Annotated in this window: 22 protein-coding genes; 7 read left to right on the forward strand and 15 right to left on the reverse strand. The window is 55.9% G+C overall.

Features of this window, described 5'->3' with window-relative positions:
* Positions 1 to 5: 5 nt before the first annotated feature.
* The 14 genes from SH678x_RS04535 to SH678x_RS04600 form a co-directional block, all read right to left on the reverse strand.
* A complete protein-coding gene (locus SH678x_RS04535; RefSeq protein WP_496921699.1) occupies positions 6 to 1,352 on the reverse strand; it encodes a FliI/YscN family ATPase in 1,347 nt (448 codons plus the stop codon).
* 18 nt (positions 1,353 to 1,370) lie between these two features.
* Positions 1,371 to 2,036, reverse strand: coding sequence for a FliH/SctL family protein (locus SH678x_RS04540; protein ID WP_496921700.1), 666 nt, complete (start codon positions 2,034 to 2,036; stop codon positions 1,371 to 1,373).
* Between the two features lie 5 nt (positions 2,037 to 2,041).
* Entirely contained in the window at positions 2,042 to 3,100 is a 1,059-nt protein-coding gene (locus SH678x_RS04545; RefSeq protein ID WP_496921701.1) for a FliG C-terminal domain-containing protein, read from the reverse strand.
* Between the two features lie 16 nt (positions 3,101 to 3,116).
* The gene (locus SH678x_RS04550) at positions 3,117 to 4,793 is read right to left on the reverse strand and encodes a hypothetical protein (RefSeq protein WP_496921702.1); all 1,677 of its coding nucleotides are present in this window, start codon (positions 4,791 to 4,793) and stop codon (positions 3,117 to 3,119) included.
* A 60-nt stretch (positions 4,794 to 4,853) separates the two neighbouring features.
* Complete coding sequence (gene fliE, locus SH678x_RS04555; RefSeq protein ID WP_496921703.1) at positions 4,854 to 5,159, reverse strand: flagellar hook-basal body complex protein FliE; 306 nt, start codon at positions 5,157 to 5,159, stop codon at positions 4,854 to 4,856.
* 93 nt (positions 5,160 to 5,252) lie between these two features.
* Positions 5,253 to 5,663 (reverse strand): flagellar basal body rod protein FlgC, encoded by a 411-nt coding sequence (flgC, locus tag SH678x_RS04560; RefSeq protein WP_496921704.1) that lies wholly within the window; start codon positions 5,661 to 5,663, stop codon positions 5,253 to 5,255.
* 36 nt (positions 5,664 to 5,699) lie between these two features.
* Complete coding sequence (gene flgB, locus SH678x_RS04565; RefSeq protein WP_496921705.1) at positions 5,700 to 6,134, reverse strand: flagellar basal body rod protein FlgB; 435 nt, start codon at positions 6,132 to 6,134, stop codon at positions 5,700 to 5,702.
* 167 nt (positions 6,135 to 6,301) lie between these two features.
* Positions 6,302 to 7,771 (reverse strand): sigma-54-dependent transcriptional regulator, encoded by a 1,470-nt coding sequence (locus tag SH678x_RS04570; protein ID WP_496921706.1) that lies wholly within the window; start codon positions 7,769 to 7,771, stop codon positions 6,302 to 6,304.
* Complete coding sequence (locus SH678x_RS04575; protein ID WP_496921707.1) at positions 7,771 to 8,682, reverse strand: sensor histidine kinase; 912 nt, start codon at positions 8,680 to 8,682, stop codon at positions 7,771 to 7,773. Before SH678x_RS04575 ends, SH678x_RS04570 begins: the two co-directional genes overlap by 1 nt.
* A gap of 19 nt (positions 8,683 to 8,701) precedes the next feature.
* Positions 8,702 to 9,193: a hypothetical protein gene (locus tag SH678x_RS04580; protein WP_496921708.1), complete on the reverse strand. Its 492-nt coding sequence runs from the start codon at positions 9,191 to 9,193 to the stop codon at positions 8,702 to 8,704.
* Positions 9,187 to 10,374 (reverse strand): tetratricopeptide repeat protein, encoded by a 1,188-nt coding sequence (locus SH678x_RS04585; protein WP_496923056.1) that lies wholly within the window; start codon positions 10,372 to 10,374, stop codon positions 9,187 to 9,189. Before SH678x_RS04585 ends, SH678x_RS04580 begins: the two co-directional genes overlap by 7 nt.
* A gap of 1,391 nt (positions 10,375 to 11,765) precedes the next feature.
* On the reverse strand, positions 11,766 to 12,512 hold the full coding sequence (locus SH678x_RS04590) for an alpha/beta hydrolase (protein ID WP_496921709.1): 747 nt from the start codon (positions 12,510 to 12,512) through the stop codon (positions 11,766 to 11,768).
* Positions 12,513 to 12,895: 383 nt separating this feature from the next.
* The gene (mdh, locus tag SH678x_RS04595) at positions 12,896 to 13,837 is read right to left on the reverse strand and encodes a malate dehydrogenase (protein ID WP_496921710.1); all 942 of its coding nucleotides are present in this window, start codon (positions 13,835 to 13,837) and stop codon (positions 12,896 to 12,898) included.
* A 115-nt stretch (positions 13,838 to 13,952) separates the two neighbouring features.
* The gene (locus SH678x_RS04600; RefSeq protein WP_496921711.1) at positions 13,953 to 14,468 is read right to left on the reverse strand and encodes a thioredoxin domain-containing protein; all 516 of its coding nucleotides are present in this window, start codon (positions 14,466 to 14,468) and stop codon (positions 13,953 to 13,955) included.
* Between the two features lie 192 nt (positions 14,469 to 14,660).
* On the opposite strand from SH678x_RS04600, the gene flhA reads away from it, so the two are divergent.
* The 7 genes from flhA (at position 14,661) to SH678x_RS04635 (ending at position 22,613) form a co-directional block, all read left to right on the forward strand.
* Positions 14,661 to 16,742, forward strand: coding sequence for a flagellar biosynthesis protein FlhA (gene flhA, locus SH678x_RS04605; protein WP_496921712.1), 2,082 nt, complete (start codon positions 14,661 to 14,663; stop codon positions 16,740 to 16,742).
* Positions 16,743 to 16,753: 11 nt separating this feature from the next.
* On the forward strand, positions 16,754 to 17,902 hold the full coding sequence (flhF, locus tag SH678x_RS04610) for a flagellar biosynthesis GTPase FlhF (RefSeq protein ID WP_496921713.1): 1,149 nt from the start codon (positions 16,754 to 16,756) through the stop codon (positions 17,900 to 17,902).
* 39 nt (positions 17,903 to 17,941) lie between these two features.
* The gene (locus SH678x_RS04615) at positions 17,942 to 18,808 is read left to right on the forward strand and encodes a MinD/ParA family ATP-binding protein (protein ID WP_496921714.1); all 867 of its coding nucleotides are present in this window, start codon (positions 17,942 to 17,944) and stop codon (positions 18,806 to 18,808) included.
* A gap of 138 nt (positions 18,809 to 18,946) precedes the next feature.
* The gene (locus SH678x_RS04620) at positions 18,947 to 19,195 is read left to right on the forward strand and encodes a hypothetical protein (protein ID WP_496921715.1); all 249 of its coding nucleotides are present in this window, start codon (positions 18,947 to 18,949) and stop codon (positions 19,193 to 19,195) included.
* 152 nt (positions 19,196 to 19,347) lie between these two features.
* A complete protein-coding gene (locus SH678x_RS04625; protein ID WP_496923057.1) occupies positions 19,348 to 20,103 on the forward strand; it encodes a FliA/WhiG family RNA polymerase sigma factor in 756 nt (251 codons plus the stop codon).
* Positions 20,104 to 20,465: 362 nt separating this feature from the next.
* A complete protein-coding gene (locus SH678x_RS04630) occupies positions 20,466 to 21,734 on the forward strand; it encodes a M4 family metallopeptidase (protein WP_496921716.1) in 1,269 nt (422 codons plus the stop codon).
* Between the two features lie 558 nt (positions 21,735 to 22,292).
* The gene (locus tag SH678x_RS04635) at positions 22,293 to 22,613 is read left to right on the forward strand and encodes a polyhydroxyalkanoic acid system family protein (protein ID WP_496921717.1); all 321 of its coding nucleotides are present in this window, start codon (positions 22,293 to 22,295) and stop codon (positions 22,611 to 22,613) included.
* 173 nt (positions 22,614 to 22,786) lie between these two features.
* Here SH678x_RS04635 and SH678x_RS04640 read toward each other — a convergent pair whose 3' ends face one another.
* A complete protein-coding gene (locus tag SH678x_RS04640; RefSeq protein ID WP_496921718.1) occupies positions 22,787 to 24,817 on the reverse strand; it encodes a GGDEF/EAL domain-containing response regulator in 2,031 nt (676 codons plus the stop codon).
* Positions 24,818 to 24,841: the final 24 nt, after the last annotated feature.

The following is a 24,841-nucleotide window of genomic DNA, read 5'->3' on the forward strand; positions in this document are numbered from 1 at the left end:
TTTTGTTATGCCGATTGAGCTGTCGGGGCGGGGGCTTTCAAATTTGCCGCGCATTGTTGGGCGAGCTTTTGCACCGTGGCGTGAATCTCGGCGAGTGGTTGCTGGTGATCGACGGCTTGACGTAAGAGTGAATGAATGTCGTTTCGCATCGCCACGGCGACATCGAGTTCGCGGTTTGTGCCGCGACGATAGGCGCCGATGGCGAGCAAGTCTTCATTTTCGTGCAGCACGGCAAGCATTTTCCGCAGCATTTGCGCTGCGAGGCGATATTCGTGCGGCGTGACGTCGCTCATCAACCGGCTTATGCTCCGCAGCACGTCGATCGCCGGAAAATGGCCGCGTTCGGCCAGTCGGCGTGACAGCCAAACGTGCCCATCGAGCAAACCGCGCATTGTGTCGGCAACGGGTTCGTTTTCGTCGTCACCTTCCACGAGTACGGAATAAAAAGCTGTAATGCTGCCGTTGGGGGTGCGCCCGGCGCGTTCCACGAGTTGCGGCAGTAGGTTGAACACCGAGGGTGGAAAACCACGCGTGGTGGGGGGTTCGCCAGCGGAGAGACCAATTTCGCGCTGCGCGAGCGCGAAACGAGTGACCGAATCCATCACCAACAATACGTCTTTGCCGGCATCACGAAAATGCTCGGCGATCGTTGTCGCGGTGTACGCGGCTCGAATTCTCAGTAACGCGGGATCGTCGCTCGTGGCGACCACAATCACGCTGCGGGCGATTCCTTCGTGGCCGAGTTCGCGTTGGATGAATTCATTGACTTCGCGGCCACGCTCGCCGATGAGGGCAATCACCGAGACATCGGCATCAGTATAGCGGCCCATCATGCCCATCAGCACGCTTTTGCCGACGCCCGAACCCGCGAAGATTCCCAAGCGTTGGCCGCGACCACAAGTGAGCAAACCATCGATCGCACGAACGCCGGTCGCCAACGGTTCTTCGATGCGTGGCCGCTGAGTAGCAGGGATGGGTTGGACTTTTAAGGGACGTCGCGACGTGAGCAGCGGCTGAGGACGCCCGTCGATGCAGCGCCCGCGGGCATCGATCACGCGGCCCAGCAAGGCATCGCCAACGCTCAAGGTGCGCGAGCTACGGACGAGCGTCACGGGGCTGCCACGACGAACTCCTTCAAGACTGCTGTACGGCATGACCAGGGTGAGCTTGTCGCGAAAGCCCACGACCTCGGCTTCAATCAGTTCGCCCGACTGTTTGGTAATAGTCACGAGCGCACCTACGGGGGCTGGAAAATCCGCAACCGCGGCGGTTAAGCCGATGGTTTGCGCGACGCTGCCGGTGAGGCCAGCCAGCACGGCGGAATCCAGAAGTTCGGGGGCGAGTGAGTTCATGGCGACTTGTAAAGCGTGTTAGCTAAGTTCCTGAGCAATCCGTGCGAGTTGTGTTTCGAGTTGTTGATCGATGCTGCCGAACCGCGTGTCTAACCGACAGCCACCTTGCGAAATCTTCTCGTCGGCGACGATTCGGGCTGGTGAGATCGGTGAAAAAGTCAGGGCCAGTTGTTCCACTTGGCTGCGCAGCGTGGCCAGATCATTGGGGTGAAGCCGCAGTGTGATTTCTTCAGCACCACCGGCAAGCGTGAGTGCTTCGCGAATCCATTCGAGCGTGAGCTCGGGCTCTTGGGTGAGTTCGCGGCGAACGATGCGTTTGGCGATGCCACAGGCGATTTGCACGATGGCTGATTCCCAATGACGCTGCCAATCGGCACGCGAGTCAACGATCTGACCGACAGCCGCATTAAGCGCAGGGGTCAGCGAAATCATTTGCTTGGCGACTTTCTCATCGAGTATTTTCTCGATCGCGGCTTCGGCGGCTTTGCGGCCCGCTTGTTCGGCTTGCGAGCGAATCTTTTCAGCTTCCTGCTTAGCCTGCATGACAATCTTGGCGGCCTCGGTGCGAACTCGCGCGAGATAGTCGTCGGCTTGTCCCGAGAAATCGCTCAGGTCGTACGCCACTTGGCGCAGCGGCGTGCCCGTGGTGTGAGCTTGCGTCGAGGATTTGATGATCGTGGCCATGCAGTTCAGTTCTTGTGATAGGCAGCAGCTTGGCGGAGGACTTCTTGTTGGGCGGCGAGCAAATCGCTCAAGCGAATCGGACCGATGTCGCGAAGTTGTTGGCGGAAGACCTTGGCTTCGCGGCGCGGTAAACCGCGTAGTACGCGCTTCAATGTTTTCTCGCCGGTTCCCACGAGGGCGAGCGACACGACTTGTGATTCGCATTGCGACAGCGCGCCGAGCAAGGCTTCGTCGGAAAGTTTTTCTATGCGCGTTTGGCATTCGGCCGCGGTGAGTTGAGCGAACGGATCGAGTTGTTGTGTGGTTTGAGACGCTTTGGGAAGCGGTTCGTAGCGCATCGGAGGCCGCAAGGTTTCGCGTTGCGGCGTTGATTGGCGATACTCACTGGCGACTGTGGAAGTTGCTTTGGGCAACCTGCCGCTAATCACGGTCGAATGATTGGGTGATGCAGGAGTCGTGGTGCGGCTCATGATGCGTTCGACCATCTCGCGACCAGCGGCCATTCGTTCCTGGCGCCGACGATGATCGTGAATCCACTGTGTGACCTGTGCCTCGATCACGCGGACTGCGTGTTCGTCGGTCGTATCGAGTTCGCCCAATCGATCGAGAATGTCGGTTTGTTGTGCGGCAGGGAGTTTGTTCAGTAGTTCAGCGGCGCGACTGGGATCGAGTCGTGATAGCACGACGGCAATTGTCTGCGCACTTTCGCTTTTGAGCATCTCGACCAGAAACTCGGCGTCGCTTACTGACAGGCTTTCAAGCAAGTGAGCTGGCTGATGCATGACCGGGGAATAATCGTCGTGATCGATTCGCTCTTGCAGCGAGGCTTCTAATTCCACCCCAGCGGAAGGGGGTTCCACGGGTTGAGCCAAGCTTTGCCGGAACTCGGCAACAATTCGGCGCTGTTCTTCGGGATCAACGTCGGTGAGCTGATCAAGTTGCAGGCGGACACCGCGGGCCTGTTGCGGCGAGAGCGTGCTCAGGATCCGATCGCTCCACGCCTCGTCGAGGCTGGCAACCAGAATGGCGACTTTGCGTAGTGATTTGTCTTGAATAGTTTTCATATGGGAGCTTCAGGTCTTAGCTAGCGTTAGAAATCCAGGTGCGCAAAATGGCTGCGGCCGAATCGGGGTCTTCTTTGACGATGGCGGTCAGTTCGTCACGAAGGCTGGTTCCTTTTTTCAAACGAAGACGGGGCCGTTCTTCGTCTGCTTCCTGTTCCTCTTCGCTGGATTCGGATTTGTCATTCGTCGGGGAACCCGTGCCTCCAGCGATGGTCAGCGTAGGATTAGCCGCGGCGGCGAGCGGTTCCGGCGTGGGCAAACCTTTGACGAGCGAACGCAGCATCACAAGACCGACCAAGACCAAGCCACTCATCGTGAGCGTGTTGAAGTTTTGGCTCGTCCAGACGAGGGCATCGCTGGCGATTGATGGCTCTTCGATGGTTTCTGGAGTGAGTGTTTCAAAGAACGAAACCACGACGTCGCTCAAGTTGTATTGAGCGAGCTCCTTGGGTAGCAGCGGCACGACTGCGGCTTTGACGGAATCTTCCACGTCTTTCTTATAAACTTCGAGCGTGGTATTGATGTCGGCAGGCAAAGGTTGATTGGGATCCTCGCCCTTGCGACGTTGTTGCTCGCGATACATCGAGATCAAATAACTTGTGGGCACGGCTACCGCTGCACGGACATGTTCGGGAACAAGGCCGGCTTGAGTTGTCAGTTCGTCCTTGGTCGGAACAAAGTAGTTTTGTTCTGATTGCGTGTCCGATTCGGTGTTCTTGACGGTCACTTCGTTGACACCTTCCGCTCCGCGACCAGGGCCTTGTGCCACCAAGCCGGGGCGGCCCCCTTTGTTGAGGTGCTGGGTGTCGATGACCTTTTCTTGGTTCGATTCGCGCAAGGCGGTGGCTTCTCCTTCGGCGGCAATCGTGCGAGTTTCGGCCGTGAGCGTCGGACTCAACTCGGCGGTCACTTGCACCTGCACGCCGGGGATGTGCATCAGCAATTTTTCGATCTTGCCCTGCATTTGACGCTCGAAGGCCACCCTATGTTGAAAATAGGGCGTATCGAACGACTCGGGAGAGATTTCATCGCCGAAGGTGTTGCCGTCGCCCAAGTTGATGACTGTGACGTCGTCGATGTTGAGATTGGCAATCGCACCGGCCACAGCCTTGCGTATGAGTTTCGTGCGCTGCGGATCGAGAGATCGGCCCGGTGCGGGGCGAACACTTACGGTCGCGCTGGCTTGTGCAGCACGCGACAGGCCGCGAGCTTCGGTGACGTCGTAAATGACTTTGGCTTCTTCGATGCCGTCCATGGCGCGGATGATCATCGAAAGTTGTTGTTCGCGCGCGGCCTTCAAACGTTCGCGGCGTGTTTTGTCGTCGACGAACGGTCCCAGATCGAGCGCCTGCAAAATGATCGAATCGTGATTGGGGGGCAGCGCACCGGCGTCGGCCACTGCACCCAAATACTCAGCCATTTGGCTGCGAGGGACCAGGATACTATTGCCTCGGCGTTCCCAGCCATTAAGGCCAGCTTGGGCGATCGCGGCTTCCACGCGGTCGGCATCCGCAGGACGGAGCGACTCGCCATTAAAGAGATAAGCTTCGGGCCCCGCACCGTTTTGTTTGACAAGAAACCCAAGGCTCACGCCAATGACAGCCACGAGCAGCACGGAAGTAACCCGAGCAGCAGGGGTCATCGACAGGAACAGATCTCGGATCTGGGCGAAGGCTTGATTCAGGAAATCCATCCATGGACCTCAATTTGACTTGTACTAACTTCTGAGTTGGGGAGTGCAACCTGCTTATAGCTACACGCGAATTTCTCGCACCTCTTGGTAGACCTGCATCATCTTGTTTCTCATTTGCATCATCAGGCGGAAGGCGAGATCCGCTTTTTGGACGGCGGTGAGGACTTCCGCGGGATCGGCATCGCCGCCGGTCATCATGGTTTCGACGGCATGGTCGGCTTGATTCTGCATGTTGTTGACGTCGCGAATCGAATCGACCAGGAAGTCTTTGAACGATCCGGCGTCAATCGTGGTGGGTTTGTTCAGCGCGGCAGGCGAGGAGATCGACTGCTGGGCAAACGATTGGGCGGGGGTAATGGCACTCATGGCTCGGTAGTTGTCGGCGTTGGCCCCCCAACGTGCGATTACGTCAACTTACGAGACAACAACTCCTTTCTTTAATTGCGGATCAAAAGGCGTTTAGGCCAAAATTTGCAGGGTGCGGTTGCTGATGTCTTTAGAAACTTCAATCACGCCGACGTTGGCTTCGTAAGCGCGGGTGGCTCCGAGGGCGTCGACGAATTCGGTAGTCATGTCAATATTTGGATAGGCCACATAGCCTTCGGCGTCGGCGTCGGGATGGCCCGGTTCGTATTTCATATTGGGTAACACCGTGGAGTACTCAACGCGGTCGATCTTCACACCCTGGCCGCCGCCGGAGGTGGTGATTTCGTCGTCCGTTTGAAAAATCACAAACCGTGGGGTGTAAGGTTCCACTTGGCCGGACTCGTTGCGCGTCGTAGAGATATTGGCCAAGTTCGACGAAATCGCGTCGAGCCGTGTCCGCTGGGCAATCAAGCCGCTCGAACTGACATCGAAGACCGAATACATCGTTGGTTACTCCTTACACGCTATTAATTTGTCCGACTAAACACGCTCGGTCACGGCTGCACGGAGCAGACGAAACTGAGCGTTCATGATCGTTAACGCGACATTGTGCTGGGTTTGATTCTTGGTGATTTCAGTGACTTGTTTTTCCAAGCTGACGTTGTGCTCATCGTGAAATAAAATGTCGTCGGTCACTTTGCGAACCTTATCCCAAGGTTCTTTGGCAACGTCCATAGGCTCGGCACCGTAGTAGTCGCTGTTCGCATAGGACGGCAACTCGGCGGCGTGGCGATGGGCGGCGACGGCTTCCTGCAGTTGTGTTTGAAATTTTTCAACGGATAAATCCCGGGACTTGTAACCCGGCGTGTCGATATTGGCAATGTTGCCCGCCAACACACCGTGGCGTGCTTGCGTGAAGTTCACGACCTGCTCAAGCGCGGGCAGGGACGATGAATCAAACATGTTCGACAGCATGGTTACCTCGTGGGACTCTGGCCCAATAGCTTAGCTGGCACGCAAGCAAGTCACGTACCGACGAAGTTTATATCAACTCTTGTAATTCAAACGGTTCTGGAATTGTGTTGTTTTGTCCCAGTTTCAATGTATTGCGTGTTCTACTCGTGTTTTGTTTCTTGTGTAGTTTACGCCGACTGCCGCGGCCGCAGTTCGGCAATTCCTGCTGATGCCATCGGCAGATTCTGCCGACCTGCAAGTGTCTCGGCGAATTCCTTGGCATGAGGTGCATAACCATATGCACGGAGCTTGCCGCTCAAGGTGCGAATACCGATGCCCAAGGCTTCCGCCGTGCGAGCGCGGTGGCCTTGATAGTGTTCGAGCGTCGCGACAATCATTTGCCGCTCCATGTCTTCGAGCGTCGTGCCAACCGGCAAGGCAGCGGGGCGGCGGTAGTCGATGTTCTCGGGTTGCTCGAGCCAGGGCCGAAGTTCAACCGCAGTGATCGCACGACCGTCATTGAGCACACAAGCTCGCGTGACAATGTTTTCCAGTTCGCGGACGTTGCCGGGCCAATGATAGGCGGCGAACAATTCGCGAACGTCGTCGGTGAGTGTACAAATGTCGCGGCTCAGCCGTTTGGCGGCGCGTTCGAGGAAGAAATCCGTAAGCAAATGAACGTCTTCATCCCGCTCTCGTAGTGGCGGCAACATCAGCGGCACGACTGCCAGCCGATAGTACAAGTCCTGGCGGAAACGACCTGCGGCAACTTCCTTGGCAATGTCGCGGTTGGTGCTGGCCAGGACGCGGACATTCGCCGCGCGGGTTTTGCTACAACCAACACGTTCGAAGGTGCGTTCTTGCAAGACCCGCAAGAGTTTAGCTTGCAACCCAAGATCGATTTCCGTGATCTCATCGAGAAAGATCGTGCCCTGATCGGCCATCTCAAAACGACCGATGCGATCATCATCGGCACCGGTAAAAGCTCCGCGGCGATGACCAAAAAGTTCACTTTCCGTAAGTTGTTGTGATAGGGCAGGGCAGTTCAGGCTGACCAGCGGCCCCGTGGCACGCTTGCTTTGGTGATGAATGGCCTTGGCCACAAGTTCTTTGCCCGTGCCGCTTTCGCCGCAGATCAAAACTGTCTCGTCAGTCTTTGCTACCTGGGCCAATCGAATACGAAGTTCCTGCATGGCACGACTATTGCCGACGAGCCCGGGAATTTCGCCCATGGAAATTGAGGCTGCCGCATGTTGTTCATCAGGAACCAACAGTTGTCCGCGCTCAAGGGCACGATTGACGGTCGCTTCGAGTTGGGTCGCGTTAAAAGGTTTTTCTAAGTAGTCAAACGCGCCATAACGCATCGCTTCGACGGCAGAAGCAATTGTGGCGTGAGCGGTGACCATAATCACCTGTACGCGTAAGTTGCGGTGATGAATCTGGCGGATGAATTCGAGTCCATCCATACCAGGCATTTGCAGATCGGTGACGATGACTTGAAATTCGTTGCGAGTCAGTAGCCCCAAGGCTTCGCTGGCGCTCGATGCGCAGATGGCTTCATGGCCAGCCTGGCGGAGAACGTCGGCGACCGATTCGCGCGCTGCCGCGTGATCGTCAACGACCAACATCCGTCGGATATGTTTGGCTTGCTGTGCCATTACGCCGCGATCCTGTGCGTTTGAACTTGAGCTTGCTTGTAGGGAAGTTCGATGGTGAACGCCGCGCCCCCTTCAGGACAATTGCTGGCTGACACGCGGCCGCCGTGGGCCTCGGCAATACGATGGACGATGGCAAGGCCCAATCCCGTGCCGTTGCTCTTGGTGGTGAAGAACGGCTCAAAGACTTTACCCAAATGATTCTGGCTGAGGCCCTGACCGCTGTCGGCAACCTCGAGAACAAAGCCACGTGGTCCATCAAAAGCGGTGATCACGAGCTCGCCGCCTTTGGACATCGCGTCGAGCGCATTGAGGGCGAGATTCAGCACGGCACGGCGAAGCATTTCGCGGTCGGCATAAATCTGGGCCTTCGTGGAAACTTCCAAATCGACGTGAATCGATTGGGCTTTGAGTTGCGGTCCCAGGGCATCGCAAACTTCGCGAATCATATCCAGGGCTGGAAACGACTGCCAACGGGGCTCACGATGCGACGTGAAATTCAGGAGATCGTTCACGGTAACGTCCAGGGCGATGAACCCTGCCTCGATTTTGGTCAGGATGTCCATGCTGTCGACGTCGCTGGTGAGCCGGCGTTTGAGCAAGTCCATGTACAAAGTGACGGGAACCAAACTGTTGCGAACTTCATGGGCGACGTGCGAGGCCATCCGGCCTAGATCGGCCAGGCGATTTTGCAGCGCTAATTGTTTGTTTTTGACTTCCAGCTCATCGTTCAACCGACGGACTTCGCCTTGCAGCAACTCATGTGTTTCCTGCAACCGTACGGTGGCTTCATGCCATGCGGCGAGGACTGTTTCCAGACTGCAGCCCGCGGTCAATTCAAGTGGCTCGGCCACGGAATTTTCCTCCGCGGTGAAGAGTCGCAGGGTCGGCTGATTTTCTAAGCGGGCATTCATATTCGTGTCGAATCTTGGGTTAGACTTCGGATTGCAAATCGAGTGAAGTCGATTGCGTGTCCACGGAAGTGAGCATCATAGCTTTGGGGGATTGTCGTTGATGGGCTTGGTAGGCCCGGCGAGCGGTATTCGCCGATTGCACGGTCTGCAATTGGCTAGCCACGCGGTCGCGGCGTTCGATCATCTTTTGTTCGTTTTCGCGTTCGAGCCGCATGATTTCGTCGAGCAAGGTTTGGCACTCGGCGGCTTGGCGAGCGGAGCGTTCGCGATCGGTGGTACTAGCCCACACGCGGCTGTCGGGATCTTGAGCATGAAACGGCGTGAGTTGTTGTTCAGTGGTTTGTAGCACAGCAATCAATTGGTTCTTCACCGCCAATAATCTCAGCAGCGGACCCATCTCGCCGGTGCCGACGAGTTCGGTCTGCTTCAAGCCGAGCTTATGCAACTGCACGAGGCAAGCATGCCGTTGCGAAATGAGCGCAGCAAGTTTTTTGGTGGAGTGATCTACCATTTCGCCATTTCTTGAAGCAAAAGGGCCCACTGTTGTCGACTAAAATTCGTAGATTCTTGGAAGTTCGCGTCGGCAGGCAATCGTTCTAAGACGAGCTTCGCCTGGGCAATCGTTTGCCGAGCGTTCAAATCTTGGTTCAAGCGATGCCAACAGTTGGCGATGTGTACAAAACTTTCGAGGACGAACGGTTCGTGCTGATACAGGGTCGAAACATTGGCATAGGCCTTGCGAGCATCTTCGTAGCGGCGAAGCTGAAACAGGACGGTTCCCTGCATCATGTAGCAATTTCGCAGCAATGTTTTCGTCAGGGCGGACTCGACGTTGCGGCCATCGAGGGTGATGCTGCGCTGGACGTCGCTATAGGTTTGCAAAGCGGCTTCGAGATTTTGATCACGTAGCCGACGATTCTTTTGCCGTTCGTTTTCAGTTTTAGCTTCTTTGGCTTTTTGAGCAGGCTCTTCGGCAGCGCTGTGAAAAGCACGCGCGATTGTGTAGCGAGCGATCATGGCTTGGGGAGCATCGGGATAACGAGCGACGGCTTCTTCAAGCCTGTTGATCGCCTCGGTGTACTTGCATTCCTCATGGAGTTGATCGCCGAGCAAGAAGAGCGAATCGCGCCACTCGTGGCTTGCGGGGGTGAGTGTATCGCCCGTGAGATTCGTGATCAGCAATTCCTTGGCTTTTTCGTTCTGACCGGCCAGCAAGTAGGCTTTGACGCATTCAACTCGAGCCGCATAAACGTTGGAATCTCGAGGATGCATTTCAATGCATTCTTCCAGTGCTGCGATGGCCTCTTTGGTTTTGCCAAGGGCAAGTTTCGATTGACCATACCGCAATAGTGCCAAAGCTCGCCGTGTGAGAGCTTCATTATGCAGATAATCATCGAGCACCAAGGAGGTGTGCGTGTAGCTTTGACCGCGGAAGTAATTTTCAGCGGCGGCCCAAAGATCGTCGGTGTAAAAGCGAGATGAATATCGCAAATCGGCTAATGTTTGATACGCACGTCCTGCAGCTCGATAGTGATACCGAGCTTCGGTCCTAAAGGCTTCCATCGAGCGATAGCGTTCCGTGTCGTCTGCTTTGGCCATGCACGAATCGCCCCAGGTAACGTGGGTTCGCGCTTTAAGTTCGGTCACGGTAGTGGGACCAAACAACGCGGGTAGATGTTCGACAAGTCCCATCGCCTGTTCAAATTGGTGGCGATGCAGAAATAGGGCATGAGCTTCTAGGAATTTGGAACGCAACTGAGCAAGGCTCAAAAGGGGATTGATATAGGTGGTGGGATCGCCGATCGATTCCAAGACCGCGCGATAGCCAACCAAGGCTTTGTCGTTGTGGCCAGCCTGTTGGGCGAGTTTGGCTTTGGTAAACGTCGCGACAATGCTTTCAGGAGTGTCACCGTAACGATTGCCCACGGCTTCGTATTGTTCGATGGCCGAGAATGGATCGTTACGCAATTCGTAACATTCGCCGATCATGACCATGGCCTGTCGTGAGATTTCTCCCTTTTTCTTGTCGAGCCGTTCCGCTTCACGGAGCTTTTCTAAGGCGTTCTCAATCAATGCGACTTGTTGGTCGCCCGGTTCCTGAATGGCCTTGGCTGTGGCGAGAGTAATTTGTCCGGCGATAAGTGTTTTGCGTGCTCGCAACGCTTCGTCATCAGGAAGGGAGTTCAAAAGGTCTTGAGCTTCCGCCAAGCGACCAAGGCGCATGAAAATCGTGATACGAGCCAGTGTCGCCTGATCACGCAGTTCGGGAGTGAGCGAATTGGTGGAAAGTAAGATTTCATTATGCCGCAGCGCTTTTTCTAAATCAGGGTTAGGTAAGTTCAAGTACGCTTCGGTGAGTAACCGATGGACTTCGGCAGGGGGTTGTTCGTTGCCGACGAGTCCGTCATGCAAAATCGCAATACCCTGACGAGATTGATTTCCATAGATCAAGCTGCGACCCAAGAGAAACAACAATTCTTTTTCGCGTTCAGAGGGAACTCCCATCTCGCGAGCCTTTTGCAAATATCGCGCAGCGACGAGTTGTGTCGCGCGTTGCCGTTCCTGCGACCATTCCCCGTCGGCTTGATAGGCCTTAACGGCACCCAAAATAAACAGCGACGCACCGACGTCGGCTTCACCGGGTTGTTTATTCAAACGATTTACAAGCAAGCGAGCTTCTTCATACTTTTGCTCGTCGAGGGCTTGGAAAGCCATTTCCAGCGTGACTTCTTTGACGTCGAGCACGGCAACGTGGCCAACGTAGCTCCACATGCCGAATGTGCCCACCAAGGCGGCTAAGGCCAGCACACCCATCAGCACGTTGCGCAACTTCTTCGCACTGAAAAGCCGAGCGAGCTTTCCAGGAGCAGCATCTTGGCCGACGGGTTGTGTGGCTGGTTGATTGGACATCTGATTTTCGGTTTGTCACCAAGGAGTTTCTTGCGCACGGGCAGAACGATTCCTCGGCGCGGAGAAACGCGGGGTGCTTGTACCGAAATCGGTGCGCACGTGTCAACCGACAATTGCGGTGATAGCTAGCCCAAGAAGTGCTGGCTCAGCAAGACGATCCAACAGGCAAACCGTTAGCTGGCAACTGTGGTTGGGCAGAACGATTCCATCAACCAGACATTCATATCAGCGAACATCGTGTCGGTGAGGACATCCCCTTCGGGGTAAAGACGGAGCGAAAGTGAGAAACCCGCGGAGTGCAACAATCGCAGGTCGTCCATCACTTGGGTGTTGGTGTATTCCGTGTCTGTCGGAGAAACCGATAGCATCAGCGGAAGCCGCCGCGCGGCTTTGATGTGGCGGAAGGCATTGCCGCCACGAGGGACGCAACCGCCCAGTGAAATCGCTCCGTTAAATAATTCGGGATGTTCCATGCCCACGCGTAAAGCCATGGTGCCGCCATCGCCACGGCCGGCGACGAAAATTCGATCGGGATGAACATTGAATTGCGAGCGAGCAATATCCAGGCACTGGCGCACTTGCTGACAAGCGTCGGCGACCTCACCGGCCGTTTGCCGCCAAGTGAATATGCGGCGAGTTTTGCTGGTGCGCCGCGTACCACGCGGAGCAATGCCGACGAAATTGCGGACACTCACGAGCGGCATCATTTGTTGGAGTTCCAACTCGCTGCTCTCGCTGCCATGGAGCCAGATAATCAGCGGATACGAATAACCGGGCTCGTAGTGGATCGGCGTGAACAGTGAATGCGGCAGGGATTCGCTGGGACGAGCGGGAGCGAGTGAGGCACGACGTTTCTGAGACCAATTGGCAACGATTGTGGATGCGGATGAGGTCTGCGAAAGCGACGACGTGCGTAACATAGTGAAGCTGCAGGTGGGTGTTGTGGAGGATCGAAGACGAACGTTACATCACCGCTATCACTTCCATGACCAACACCCGTGCCGGATTCAATTTGCTGCCCGCGAGGGGCGAGACTGGCTAGCTTGTCTGGCACGCTATATCCATCGTGCAAGCACTTGCACGAATATCAGTCGTCGATGACGTAACGATGGGTTTTTAATCCAGGTTTCATCGTGTGTCAACGTCATGGCGGGAAAAGGCACAGGCGGCGAGTGCTAGCACTTCCGATTCCCTGCACGTTTACGCGAGTGTAGGCCTCCTTTCGCGCAAACGTGCCAACTCTTGCGATTACCCCAAACGGATGGGGACTTGTGGACAATTCGCTGGGCGCAACACAAACTTGTTACGCCATTTTATCCATCACGCCCACAAGTTCTTTCACGGCGTCGACGCTCTTTTGGAAGGCCACTTTTTCTTCAGCGGTCAGTTTGAGTTCTATAATTTTCTCGACACCATCGGAACCAAGAATCACGGGCACACCGACATAGTAACCACCTACGCCATATTCTTTGTCGCAGTACGCTGCGCAAGGAATCAAACGCTTCTTGTCGCGAACAACCGCTTCGACCATTTGCGTTGTGGAGGCAGCGGGGGCGTAATAAGCACTTCCTGTTTTGAGATAGCTGACGATCTCGGCGCCGCCGTTGCGAGTGCGCGTGACGATTTCTTCCAGCCGTTGGGGATCGATCAACTGTTGCACCGGAATACCACCGACGGAGGTGCAGCTTGGAATCGGCACCATTGTGTCGCCATGACCTCCCATCAATAGGGCGGAGATGTCCTCAACGCTCACCCCAAGTTCCATGGCAAGGAACGTGCGATAGCGGGCTGTATCTAGTACGCCGGCTTGACCCACCACGCGCTTGGTTGGGAAGCCCGTCACTTGCATTGCCTTTTGCACCATGGCATCGAGCGGATTGCTGACAACGATCACGACGGCGTTTTCGCTCGAACGGCGAACTTCGAGGCACACGCTTTCCATGATTTTGGCATTCGTGGCAAGCAAATCGTCGCGGCTCATGCCAGGCTTGCGGGGTATGCCAGCAGTGATGACGACAACATCGCTGCCCGCGGTATCTTCATAGTTCGTGGTGCCAATGATATTGGAATCAAACCCCATCACGGGGGATGCTTGCATCAAATCGAGCGCTTTGCCCTTAGGCATTTGCTCGGTTTGGGGAATGTCCAACAGAACAATGTCACCCAACTCTGCTGCCGCGCACCAATGGGCCGTGGTGGCACCGACATTTCCCGCTCCGATAATGGTGATCTTGGCACGCCGCATCAAACTGCTCCCTTATTATTCTGACTAAGAAACTAGCGTCAAAACCGTGAGTATCGCGCCAAAGGGCCGATGTGGCAAGTGGCCCCGGGCGGGCCGTGGATTACGACAATTGTCGCTATCTTAATTGCGAACCGCTGAGCCATGCCAAGCGGCTGAGCGCAGCCTGCATTCCGGCTGCCAGATTTTCGGCAGATTGCTGTCCGACAAGTTTTTGCAGCGATTGACCCTGCGGAGACACGAATTCCACCGTGGGAAAGCCACTGACGGCAAAATAGGCGCACACGTCGCGTTCTTGGTCGGCGTCAACCAAGACACAGACAAAATTCTGTCCTAGCGTACCCACGCGAGCATCGGAAAATGCAGTTTCGGCCATGCGGTGGCAAAACGTGCACCATTCAGCCGTGAAGAAGAACAAGCAGGGAATCCCACGGTCGGCGGCGATTTGGCAGCCCGTGCGGACATCGTTGACGAAATAGAGCTGCCCATGCTGTTCGATGAATTTGGAATCAACCGCCGTTAGGAATTCTGGTTGCGACTTGCGGCTCGCGTCGCCACACCCCATGCACACTCCGGCCATTAGCACTATTAATAAGGTGCGAACGCGGATTCTGCGCAGGGATTTCCAATTCATAAGCAGTGCCCAAGATGGCGAGAGGGAGGTGCAAGCGGGCTCTTGGTTGTTATCGCCCACGATGCTAGCGTGACTTCAGTGGAAGTATTCACGCGGAAATTGCGGTCTGGACAACGCAACCCGCAGTTCTTAACATCCCGCCCTCTCTTCTACCAATTCTTTTCAAAACCTATTCGATCGCGGAGTCCACGGATGGCTTCTGAGCTGTCTGGCGTTGCGGGCATTGTCCGTCGTAGCCAGGATCTCGTTCTGCCGATTGCCATAGTCACCAGCGTGCTGGTGATTTTGGTGCCGTTGCCGCCCGCGCTCTTGGACGTGCTGTTGGCGGGGAATATCACCATTGCGGTGATCGTTCTGCTCACCACGATCTATGTCAAGACGCCGCTTGAGTTCAGCATCTTTCCTTCGGTGCTGTTGGCAACAACACTCGCGAGGTTGGTGCTTAATGTCGCGACGACACGCTTGATTTTGACCCGAGCCGCGGTGGATGGCGAAAATGCCGCGGGAGGCGTAATCACGGCGTTTGCGAATTTCGTCGCCGGTGAAGGCAATCTCGTCGTTGGTCTGATCATCTTTATCATTATCATTGTGATCCAGTTCGTGGTAATCACCAAAGGTGCCACCCGCATCAGCGAAGTGGCTGCACGGTTTGCCTTGGACGGCATGCCGGGCAAGCAGATGGCGATCGACGCCGATTTGAATGCGGGCATCATCGACGAGCGCGAAGCTCAGCGGCGACGTGGCGAAATCACGCAGCAAGCCGACTTCTTCGGGGCCATGGACGGTGCCAGCAAGTTCGTCCGTGGTGACGCGATTGCAGGCATCATCATCACCGTGATCAACGTGCTGGGTGGTTTGATCATCGGTGTGGTTGAATACGACATGCCGGTGGCCGATGCCGCAGCGATGTTTACCCGGCTTTCGATTGGCGATGGCTTGGTGAGCCAAGTGCCTGCGTTCTTGATTTCGCTCGCCGCGGGTTTGCTTGTCACTCGTTCGAGCAAGAGCAGCAACCTGCCGCATGAATTCATGACTCAACTTTTCTCGCGGCCCCAAGCTTTGGCCGTGGCCGCGGGATTCTTGGCTGTTTTGATCACAACCGATCTGCCGCGAACGCCGCTGATCGTGATGTGTGCCGCGTGTTTGGGCATGGCCCGCATGCTTACTCAGTCTGAGGTCCGAAAACAAACGCAAGATGCCGCCGACGCGGAAGACAAGAAACCGAAAGCCGAAGAACGTATCGAAGATTTCTTGACGGTCGATCCCATGGAAGTGGAGGTCGGCGTGGGGCTGATACGCCTTGCCGATCCGAAACGTGGTGGCGACTTGCTCGAGCGCATCCAACGCGTGCGACAAAGCGTGGCGGCAGAGATCGGCATCATCATGCCGAAGGTGCGAATCCGCGACAACATGCGGCTTGATCCGAATGAGTATCGGATCAAAATCGCCGACATGCCCGTCGCGCAGGATCGGCTCGAACCAACTTACCTGCTGGCCATCGATTCCGGTATGACGACCGGCAAGATCGACGGCATCGTGACCAAGGATCCCGCGTTCGGGACGGAAGCTCGCTGGATTTTGCCGGGATTGCAAGATCAGGCCGAGTTGATGGGTTACACGGTTGTGGAACCAGGCGCGGTACTCGCAACACATCTCACCGAGGTTTGTCGTCGGCATGCCGACGAAATCCTCACACGCGACTCGGCCAAACACTTGGTCAACGAGCTCAAGCAAACTCAACCCGCGGTTGTTGATGAACTGATCCCCAGCACGATGTCGCTGGCAGAAGTACAGGGTGTATTGCAATTGTTGCTTCGCGAACAAGTGCCGATTCGGCAGCTCGCTACGATCTTGGAAACGCTCGGCGATTACGCACACCGCACGAAAGACCAAGTTTTGCTCACCGAATATGTCCGGCATCGGCTGGCGCGGCAGATTTGCACGCGCTATCGCAACGAAGAGGGTCAACTGCATGTGATCGCCCTCGATCCGGCGATGGAAGATCGCATTCGTGCGGGGTTTGAACACACCGAGCGTGGCATGTTCATTCGCATGTCGCCACAGGCGATTGAAGCCACCTGCCAGTCAATTGCCAAGGAACTGCCCAAGCTTACCAACTCGCACCACACGCCGATCGTGCTGGTCAGCCCGCAGATCCGCGCTGCCCTTAAACAAATCACCGAAAACCACTTGAGCCAACTCGTGGTGCTCAGCTTTAACGAAATCACTCGTGACACACAGATCATGACCGTGGGGCTTGCCTCAGATAACTGATAGAATTGACTATGAATATTCAAACTTTTCGTGCTAAATCGATGCAACAGGCGATCGACATGGTTCGCCGGGAATTGGGACCCGAGGCGACCGTGTTGCACACTCGTGAGTTGCATGCCAGCGTGCTGGGTCGTCTGTTTTTCGGCAAGGAATATGAAGTCGCCGCTTCTTGCGAGGCCAATATTCCTTCGCGATTGGCTCCGGCCGTCAGCTATGAGCCAACGCCCGCGATCGTCGAACTGGCCACGATTGAAACCGATTATCGCTCGCGCTATCGCGATGACTTTCGCCAACAAGTGGGCGCCGAACTCGACGAATTGCAATTCATGGCTGGTGACTTGAATTGTCGCGCGAGTGATTCTGCCGTGCAGCATCTGCCCGAGGCATTGTTTGAAGTCTACACCGACTTGATCGAGGCGGAACTCGAGGAACGCGTCGCGCAAGAGTTCATCGAGCATCTGCGGTCGGAAACCACGGTCGACCTGGCGGATAAGTTCGCGCTGCGTGCGGAACTGGCTCGGCTCGTGGAAAGTGAAATTCAAGTCTCTGGACCGCTTAAACCTTCGGCTGGTCAAGGCCGCGTGGTCGCGTTGGTCGGACCGACCGGCGTGGGCAAGACGACCACCATCGCCAAGCTCGCCGCGAATTACCGTCTGCGCGAAAACAAAACTGTGGGCTTGATCACGGTCGACACCTATCGTATCGCCGCCGTCGAACAACTGCGGACTTATGCCGAGATCATCGACCTCCCCATGGAAGTGGTGAGCACGCCGCGAGAAATGCGCGAAGCCATTGCCCGCATGAAGTCGCTCGACCTTGTGTTGATGGATACCGCCGGTCGCAGCCCACGCGATGAAGTGCGAATTCAAGAACTCAAGGCGATCTTGGCCGAAGCGAACCCCGCTGAAGTCCATCTGGTGCTCAGTGCCACGGGTGGCGCGAAGAGTCTCACGACGACCGCCAAACAGTTCGCGACGGTCGGCACCACGGCGATGATTGTCACCAAACTTGACGAAGCCATGGGCCTTGGCAATTTGCTCTCCGTTGTTCGCGGTTGTGGACTGCCGATCAGCTACATCACCGACGGCCAGAACGTGCCGGATGACATTCAAGTGGCTCAGCGACGCTCGCTTGCACAACAAATTCTCGGACTCAACTAATCTCTGACCTCCGACCTCCAAACTCTCACCTCCTTTCTTATGTTCGACCAAGCCGACAAATTGCGACAACTAGTCCGCGAAACGATCAAGGAACACACGGCTCTCGAGCCGGGCGTGCCGATGGTCGTCGTCAGCGGCGCGCAGACTGGCGTGGGCACGAGCACGGTCGCAATTCGCTTGGCCGAGGAGCTCACACAACTCGGTAAGCGAGTCGTGCTGGTCGACGGCAATCTGCTGCATCCGAAACTGGCGGGTATGCTGGAAACGGAAGCCGATGCGGGCATCGCGGAAGTATTGAGCGGCGCACGTTCGGCAAGTGAAGTTTTGGAAACGATCACCCCCGACTTGCACTTGCTGGCCGGCACGCATGCTGCCGACGAATCCCCTGAAATCAACATTCGCTCGCTCCGACGTTTGGTTGTTGAGTTACGTTCGCTCCATAGTCATGCCGACCTCATCGTGCTCGACGCCAGCTTTGGCATGTCGCCGTGGGTCGAACGGATGTGGACGGCCGCGCTGCAAATCTTGCTCGTGACGACGACCGACACAGCCGCCGTTCGCGATGCCTACACCGCCGTGAAGCTCGCTCCCTGGGGCGACGTCGACGGCAAATTGCGATTGGTGGTGAATCAATGCGATGATCCCGCCCTCGGCACGCGCGTCGGCGAAGGGTTCAGCTCAACCTGTCGGCAATTCCTCGGGATGAAGCGCGTCGGAGCCTCAGCCCAAGTCGCGTGTACAAGTGCCAGCGGTCATCGCCAATCGGTGCGGCTGCTAGCGGCCGACGTGCTGTCGCAAGTTTGTGTTTACTCTCATCGCTTGCCGCGTGAGTCGGAGCGTCACGCTCTCGAATCTCAAGCCGCAGCGCTCATGACGCGCGAAGGCTTGGAGCACTCGCGACTTTGAAAAATTCTTTTCCATTTTTCCAACAAAACTCAACTATAAACCTGATGATGTCGATAACTTTTGAAAGTCTGATGGCCTGCAATCAAGCGTTAAAATGGCGGGGTTGCAGAAAGTTTGAGGCCGTTGGGGACTTGTCACGTGGCTCGCACTTATGCAGGCATCTTAGCCTTGGTCGGAATGCTTTGCGTGCTATTCCGCGCTCTCAAGAACGGTGCAGGGTTCGACGGGACGATTCTTCAAGCGTTGGCCATGATGGGTTTATTAGCAGCCGTGGGTCTGATGGTCGGAGCGATTGCCGAGGCAACGATCGACGAATCGGTCCGCAAGCGGATGCAAGCCGAAATCGATGCCATGACGGGCGTCGACCAAACTCCCAAGTCAAACTAAACGCCGCGGATTGAGCAAGCTTATACACATCGAGAAGGGATTCTCGTATACAGGTTGCCGCTGAGTCGGCGACCTTAGGAAGCATCACGGAGGATTGCATGGTATCATCGACCGTCGAGATAGAAGAAGCCATCACCAAGCCACATGATGAGATGGCTGAAGTGTGGCAGCAATTCAAGAAAAACCCCAGCAGCCGCGACTTGCGCAACCGCCTTGTCGAACGCTATCTGCCGCTGGTGAAATATAACGGCGAACGCATCTGGTCGCGGCTTCCCGACGGCGTGGAACTCGATGACCTCATCTCAGCCGGCGTCTTTGGCCTGATGGACGCGATCAAGGCGTTTGACATGGGCCGCGGCGTGAAGTTCGAGACCTACTGCGTGCCACGTATTCGTGGTGCGATGCTCGACGAGTTGCGGAGCATGGACTGGGTGCCACGCCTGGTCCGCTCGAAGGCCAGCAAGCTCAACGAAGCCGTCAAGCAACTCGAAGCGTTCTTGGGCCGTTCGCCCACCGAGATCGAGCTGGCCGAGAAGATGGAAATCTCGGTGCAAGAGCTCGAAAAGATGATGAGCGACGCCAATGCCGTCGGCCTCATCAGCCTGAACAAGAAATGGTACGAGACCGACAGCTACAAAGACGTCCGCGAGATCGATATTCTCGAGGACAAAAAGGGCGAAGATCCCACGCGACGCATTCAGAAGTCAGACCTGATGAAGCTCGTGACCAAAGGTCTCAATCGCAACGAACGGCTGATCATCATTCTCTACTATTACGAAGAGATGACGATGAAAGAAATCGGCTCAACGCTCGACCTGAGCGAAAGCCGCGTCAGCCAGATGCACAGCGCGATCGTCCAACGGCTGCAAAGCCAACTGGGCCGCCGCCGTCCGGAATTCGGCACCTGATCATTGGGGCCTGAACAGAGAAGCTAAGCCGCGAGGTAACGTAAGTTGCCTCGCGGTTTTTTGTTGCGCCTTACTCGTCATTCTGATGGAGCCTAGGCGACTGAAGAATCTGGCATCTATCTCCTTGTGCAATCACGCGAATGCGATGAAACGGATTGCACATCAATAAACCCCTTCCGGCTGATAGAATTCCGAGAACTTATGCCACGCCAATGATGGTTCGATGCCGGAACTGCGCATCAGCCTCCGGCGGATTCCGGCCTATATGGGGGGGAAGGGGCATCTTAACGGTTTGGCGGCGTGGCTGGCAGCAGCTTGAAAAGTCTCTGGCTTCTATCAAATACCGTAGATATGATGGCGGCATGACTATTCTCAGGAATATCTGTCTGTTGCTTGTCCTATGCGAGGCGCTTGCACCGCAGGACACGTATGCATTCATTCGAAAAATCGGCGACTGTAGTAATCCAAATAACAATAATACCTGTTATGCGGACTATGGTCCGACGTCTTCGGATTATCCCGTGCAATATGCACCTTATGTTTTTGGCCGCACAGAAGGACAGCCTCCGCGCGGGCCAAGTCCCGTGCTAGGTCCGACTTATGGATCAACAGATGTTGACATCGCTTATGAGCTTACCGGTGAAATCCATGCTTACTATCTAGAAAGGTTTGGGCGGAATGGAGCTAACAGGCAGGGCGGACTCAGTGCCGGAGGGCAATATCCTGTTGATACTTATCGAGTGTTGGTGAATTACAATGGCACGAATCCATCGACTTGCCAACAAGGCTCTGCTTGGTTCGAGCCAGGTCGTGGTCCAGAGTTACGGTTTTGTTGTGGAAACGTGACTCCCGAAACCTTTGGGCACGAGATGTCCCATGGAATATGGCATTATGATGTGGGCGGAGCTTACTCTGGTGAGCACGGAGCATTAAACGAGGCCTTCGCAGAAATATTAGGCGTTGGTTTTGAGCGTCATATCACAGGAGAAACCGACTGGTTGACATTAGACAAGAATGGAACAGTTGTACTCAATCATGCCAGTCCAGGATCGGTGCAATTCAGCAGTGATGGTGTTTATTATTATTATCCAGACCGGTATCTAAGCCCGAACTACTGGACCGAATGGGTGGATAATTATGGCGTACATATTAATTCCCCTATAGTAAGTCATGCGGCGTATCTCGCTTCTGAAGGTGGGTCGTTCAATGGCTTCGAAATCACCGGCATCGGTTTCGACAAGGTTGAGCAGATCTGGTATCGGGCTGTGTCCGAGTACTTCACTGCCAACGAGAACTTCAACAATGCGTACACGCATTTGATTCAAGCAGCAAACGACCTCTATGGTCCGGACGATGTGTGGGAGCTTACAAAAGCGCTCCGCGCGGTTGAACTCAATATGTCGCGTTCGTTTGCTGGCGACTTCGATGGAGATGGCGACGTTGATGGCCGCGACTTTCTTGCTTGGCAGCGTGGTGTTGGTTCGCTGTACTCACAGGCCACCTTCGGAATTTGGCAAAGTAACTATCTGGGTAGTCCGTTGACTGCTCAAGTGAGCGTTCCCGAACCGAGTGCTGCGATTCTCCTGAGCGTGGGATTGCTTGGTGGGTTGATGCGCCGTCGTTCGTCATAGAGATTGCGGCCTCGGCGTTGTTGTGTCGGTAGACCATGCAAATTGCTCGGCCGCGGGGTTTCCCGATTTCGATTCCGGTGGTGGCGACCACACTCGCGGAGCTCGTGCGATCTGACCACCGGCTAATCGCTTTCATCGCTGCGGGATGATTTCCGAATCCAGAGGTTACCTACGTCGAACTCGATAGGTTGATTAACGCTTGCTAATTTATCCCGAAGGGATGGCAGCCATTAGCCAGGGATTGAGGAGCCTTGGCGACGACATCCCTGGATTTGGATGCCGGGATCTGGATTCCCGCGTGCGCGGGAATGACGGAGGATCCGACCTCGGAGAGGTCGGCCACAGGCGGCGGCTAGAAGCCACCGATACGAGTCGGAGACTTGTGCCACACTGGGAACCCGCTCCGCGTTGCTGATCACACGCTCCGCGTCGCTTCGCGACACGTCGCGGCTAACAGCTAACGACTCGGCACCCGCGACTCGTGACTCGTAGCTCGCAACTGCGTACTATTCTTGTCGTTCCAACTTCATCAACGTTCGCATGCAGAAAGAAAACGCCGTGTCGCGACCTGTCACTGTCAGTGTTCCCCATCAGCTCGGCCGCGAGGAAGCTCGGCGGCGGATTGCTGAGGGGTTTGGTCAGCTTCAGCAGCAGATGACCGGCGGCTTGAAGGGGATGGTCGCTTGCCAACAGCGGTGGGAAGGGGATCGGCTCCACTTCGAGGCGAGCTCGCTCGGGCAGAAAATGACCGGCCGGTTGGATGTGTCCGACGATGCCTTGCGGATCGAAGTGGACTTGCCGGCGATTTTGGCGGCGCTGGCTGAACGGATTGCGGGGAAGTTGAAGGAGACGAGTCGGCAGTTGTTGGAGAAGAAGTAAGTTGGGGGCTGGGGATTAGGGGATGGGGGCTTGGGGCTGGGGCCTGGATTCCCGACTGCGCGGGAATGATGGATGATCCGACCTCGGAGAGGTCAGCCACAGTCAGCGGCTGGAAGCCACCGATACGAAGACCCTCACCCGAGCCCTCTCCCAGAGTACTGGGCGAGGGGACTTTAAATTGACGCCGGGATGGAGGCGTTCATTTCGACTTGCACGAGGTGGCGGGTGCCTTTGCGCAGGAGGTCTTCGATGTCGCGTTTGGGGAGTGGCTTGGAGAAGAAGTAGCCTTGGCCGAGTTCGCAATCGAGCTCACGGAGTTGGCACAATTGCTCGTAGGTTTCGATCCCTTCGGCCACGAGCTTCACGCCGCCGTTTTTGGCGAGCATGACGATCGCTTGAACCGTCGTGGGGCTTTCGAGTTCTTTGTCCAAATTGCTGACGAAGCTGCGGTCGAGCTTGATTGTCGAGAACGGCAACGTGTGCAAAATGCTGAGCGAGGAATAGCCCGTGCCGAAGTCGTCGAGATAAAACTCGATGCCCCGTGCAGAGATGTCTTCGATGATTTCGCGGACCATCGCGAGGTCGGTCATCATGGCCGACTCGGTGATTTCAAGTTTGAGTGCCGACGGGTCGAAGTTGTGGTTGTGTAAGCACTCGTCGATCAGATTCACGATGCGACGATTGCGAAGTTGCCGCGGCGAAAGATTGATGCTGACGCTCAACTCGCGGGCTTCGGAGAGCGTGTTGCGCCAATGGCCAACTTGATCGAGGGCCTGGCGGAAGACGCTCTCGCCGATCGCGTCGATCATGCCGGTTTCTTCGGCCACCGAGATAAACGCATCGGGCGAAAGCAATCCTTGCACCGGATGTTGCCAACGAACGAGCGCTTCCAGGCTGACAATTTCGCCCGTGATGAGCGAAACGATCGGCTGGTAGTACACGATGAATTGATCTTCTTCGATCGCGCGGCGGAGATCACTTTCCAAGTTCATACGGTGGGTGACTTGCGTGCGCATGTTCAAGTCGAACATCGACACGCAGCATTTGCCGGAATCCTTGGCGTGGTACAAAGCCGTGTCGGCATCGCGGAGCATGTCGGTCGCGTCGTCGTATTCGCCGCTGCTGATCGCCACGCCGATGCTGATGCTGGGAAGCAATTCGTTTTGATCGATTTTGACAGTTTGGCAAACCACTTCGCGAATGCGGTCGGCAATCTGCATGACGTGCTCTTCGCCAACAATATTGTCCAAGAGCACAACAAACTCGTCGCCGCTCAAGCGCGAAACGACGTCATAGCCGCCGCGCATGTCGCGAGTGGTCGTGCGGAGGGCGTGGCGAAGCCGTTCGGCGATGTGCGTGAGCAATTGATCGCCCACGCGATGGCCGAGGCTGTCGTTGACGATTTTGAAATTATCGAGATCGCAATAGAGCAGGGCGAAGTGGTATTCCTGTTGGCGTTTGCTCCGTTCGATGCATTCGTTGATGCGGTCGGAGAGCAGCATGCGATTGGGCAGGCCGGTGAGCGCGTCGTGAAACGCGATGTGGCGGATACGTTCGTCGGCTTCGCGGCGGGCTTCCATTTCGCGCGAGAGATGCGTGTTGGCATCGGCCAGCGATTGGACTTGCTCCTTGAGCTTGCCGTTGGCAACTTCCAGCTTCTGGGCGTGTTCTTCGAGGCTTTGTTCGAGTTCCACGGTTCGCATCGCGACCCATTTGGAGAGATTCCATTTTTCGGTCAGCGAGCAAGCGAGCTGTTTTACCTCGACCACGTCGAACGGTTTTTTCAGAATCAAAAGCCAATCGTTGATCCCGAACTTGTCGAGGATGGTTTGCCACGAGTAGTCGGAGTAGGCCGTGCAGATAGCGACCTGCAGGAGCGGATCGAGCCGCTTCAATTCTTGAATCGTGTGAATGCCATCCCAGCCGGGAGGCATACGGACGTCGACGATAGCGAGCGCATAGGGATTGCCGGCTGCGTTGGCCGCGCAGACCATGTTGAAGCCATCTTCGCCTTGATAGGCGGATTCGATGTCGTACTTCACCGCGTGGGAACTGACGGGAATTGCATCGTCGAACAAGGCAGCCGAGAGCGAATCGAGTTCGGCATTCACGCGCGGGGGTTCCAAGATCGAACGAATGTCGGCGTGAATCGCCTCGTTGTCGTCGACGATCAGGATGCGGCGGTTTTTGAATTGTTTGGTCATAAATGCTGTCGCGGTGGGCCGCGC

The organism is Bythopirellula superficialaquae (assembly GCF_059632245.1).

Bases quoted from the DNA above. Each gene is read 5' to 3' on its own strand.
- SH678x_RS04535 (WP_496921699.1), bottom strand. From the start codon at position 1,352: ATGAACTCACTCGCCCCCGAACTTCTGGATTCCGCCGTGCTGGCTGGC.
- SH678x_RS04630 (WP_496921716.1), top strand. From the start codon at position 20,466: ATGACTATTCTCAGGAATATCTGTCTGTTGCTTGTCCTATGCGAGGCG.
- SH678x_RS04625 (WP_496923057.1), top strand. From the start codon at position 19,348: ATGGCTGAAGTGTGGCAGCAATTCAAGAAAAACCCCAGCAGCCGCGAC.
- fliE (WP_496921703.1), bottom strand. From the start codon at position 5,159: ATGAGTGCCATTACCCCCGCCCAATCGTTTGCCCAGCAGTCGATCTCC.
- SH678x_RS04550 (WP_496921702.1), bottom strand. From the start codon at position 4,793: ATGGATTTCCTGAATCAAGCCTTCGCCCAGATCCGAGATCTGTTCCTG.
- SH678x_RS04570 (WP_496921706.1), bottom strand. From the start codon at position 7,771: ATGGCACAGCAAGCCAAACATATCCGACGGATGTTGGTCGTTGACGAT.
- SH678x_RS04540 (WP_496921700.1), bottom strand. From the start codon at position 2,036: ATGGCCACGATCATCAAATCCTCGACGCAAGCTCACACCACGGGCACG.
- flhF (WP_496921713.1), top strand. From the start codon at position 16,754: ATGAATATTCAAACTTTTCGTGCTAAATCGATGCAACAGGCGATCGAC.
- SH678x_RS04585 (WP_496923056.1), bottom strand. From the start codon at position 10,374: ATGGGACTTGTCGAACATCTACCCGCGTTGTTTGGTCCCACTACCGTG.
- SH678x_RS04590 (WP_496921709.1), bottom strand. From the start codon at position 12,512: ATGTTACGCACGTCGTCGCTTTCGCAGACCTCATCCGCATCCACAATC.
- SH678x_RS04575 (WP_496921707.1), bottom strand. From the start codon at position 8,682: ATGAATGCCCGCTTAGAAAATCAGCCGACCCTGCGACTCTTCACCGCG.
- SH678x_RS04600 (WP_496921711.1), bottom strand. From the start codon at position 14,468: ATGAATTGGAAATCCCTGCGCAGAATCCGCGTTCGCACCTTATTAATA.
- SH678x_RS04640 (WP_496921718.1), bottom strand. From the start codon at position 24,817: ATGACCAAACAATTCAAAAACCGCCGCATCCTGATCGTCGACGACAAC.
- flgB (WP_496921705.1), bottom strand. From the start codon at position 6,134: ATGCTGTCGAACATGTTTGATTCATCGTCCCTGCCCGCGCTTGAGCAG.
- mdh (WP_496921710.1), bottom strand. From the start codon at position 13,837: ATGCGGCGTGCCAAGATCACCATTATCGGAGCGGGAAATGTCGGTGCC.
- SH678x_RS04580 (WP_496921708.1), bottom strand. From the start codon at position 9,193: ATGGTAGATCACTCCACCAAAAAACTTGCTGCGCTCATTTCGCAACGG.
- SH678x_RS04545 (WP_496921701.1), bottom strand. From the start codon at position 3,100: ATGAAAACTATTCAAGACAAATCACTACGCAAAGTCGCCATTCTGGTT.
- flgC (WP_496921704.1), bottom strand. From the start codon at position 5,663: ATGTATTCGGTCTTCGATGTCAGTTCGAGCGGCTTGATTGCCCAGCGG.
- SH678x_RS04615 (WP_496921714.1), top strand. From the start codon at position 17,942: ATGTTCGACCAAGCCGACAAATTGCGACAACTAGTCCGCGAAACGATC.
- flhA (WP_496921712.1), top strand. From the start codon at position 14,661: ATGGCTTCTGAGCTGTCTGGCGTTGCGGGCATTGTCCGTCGTAGCCAG.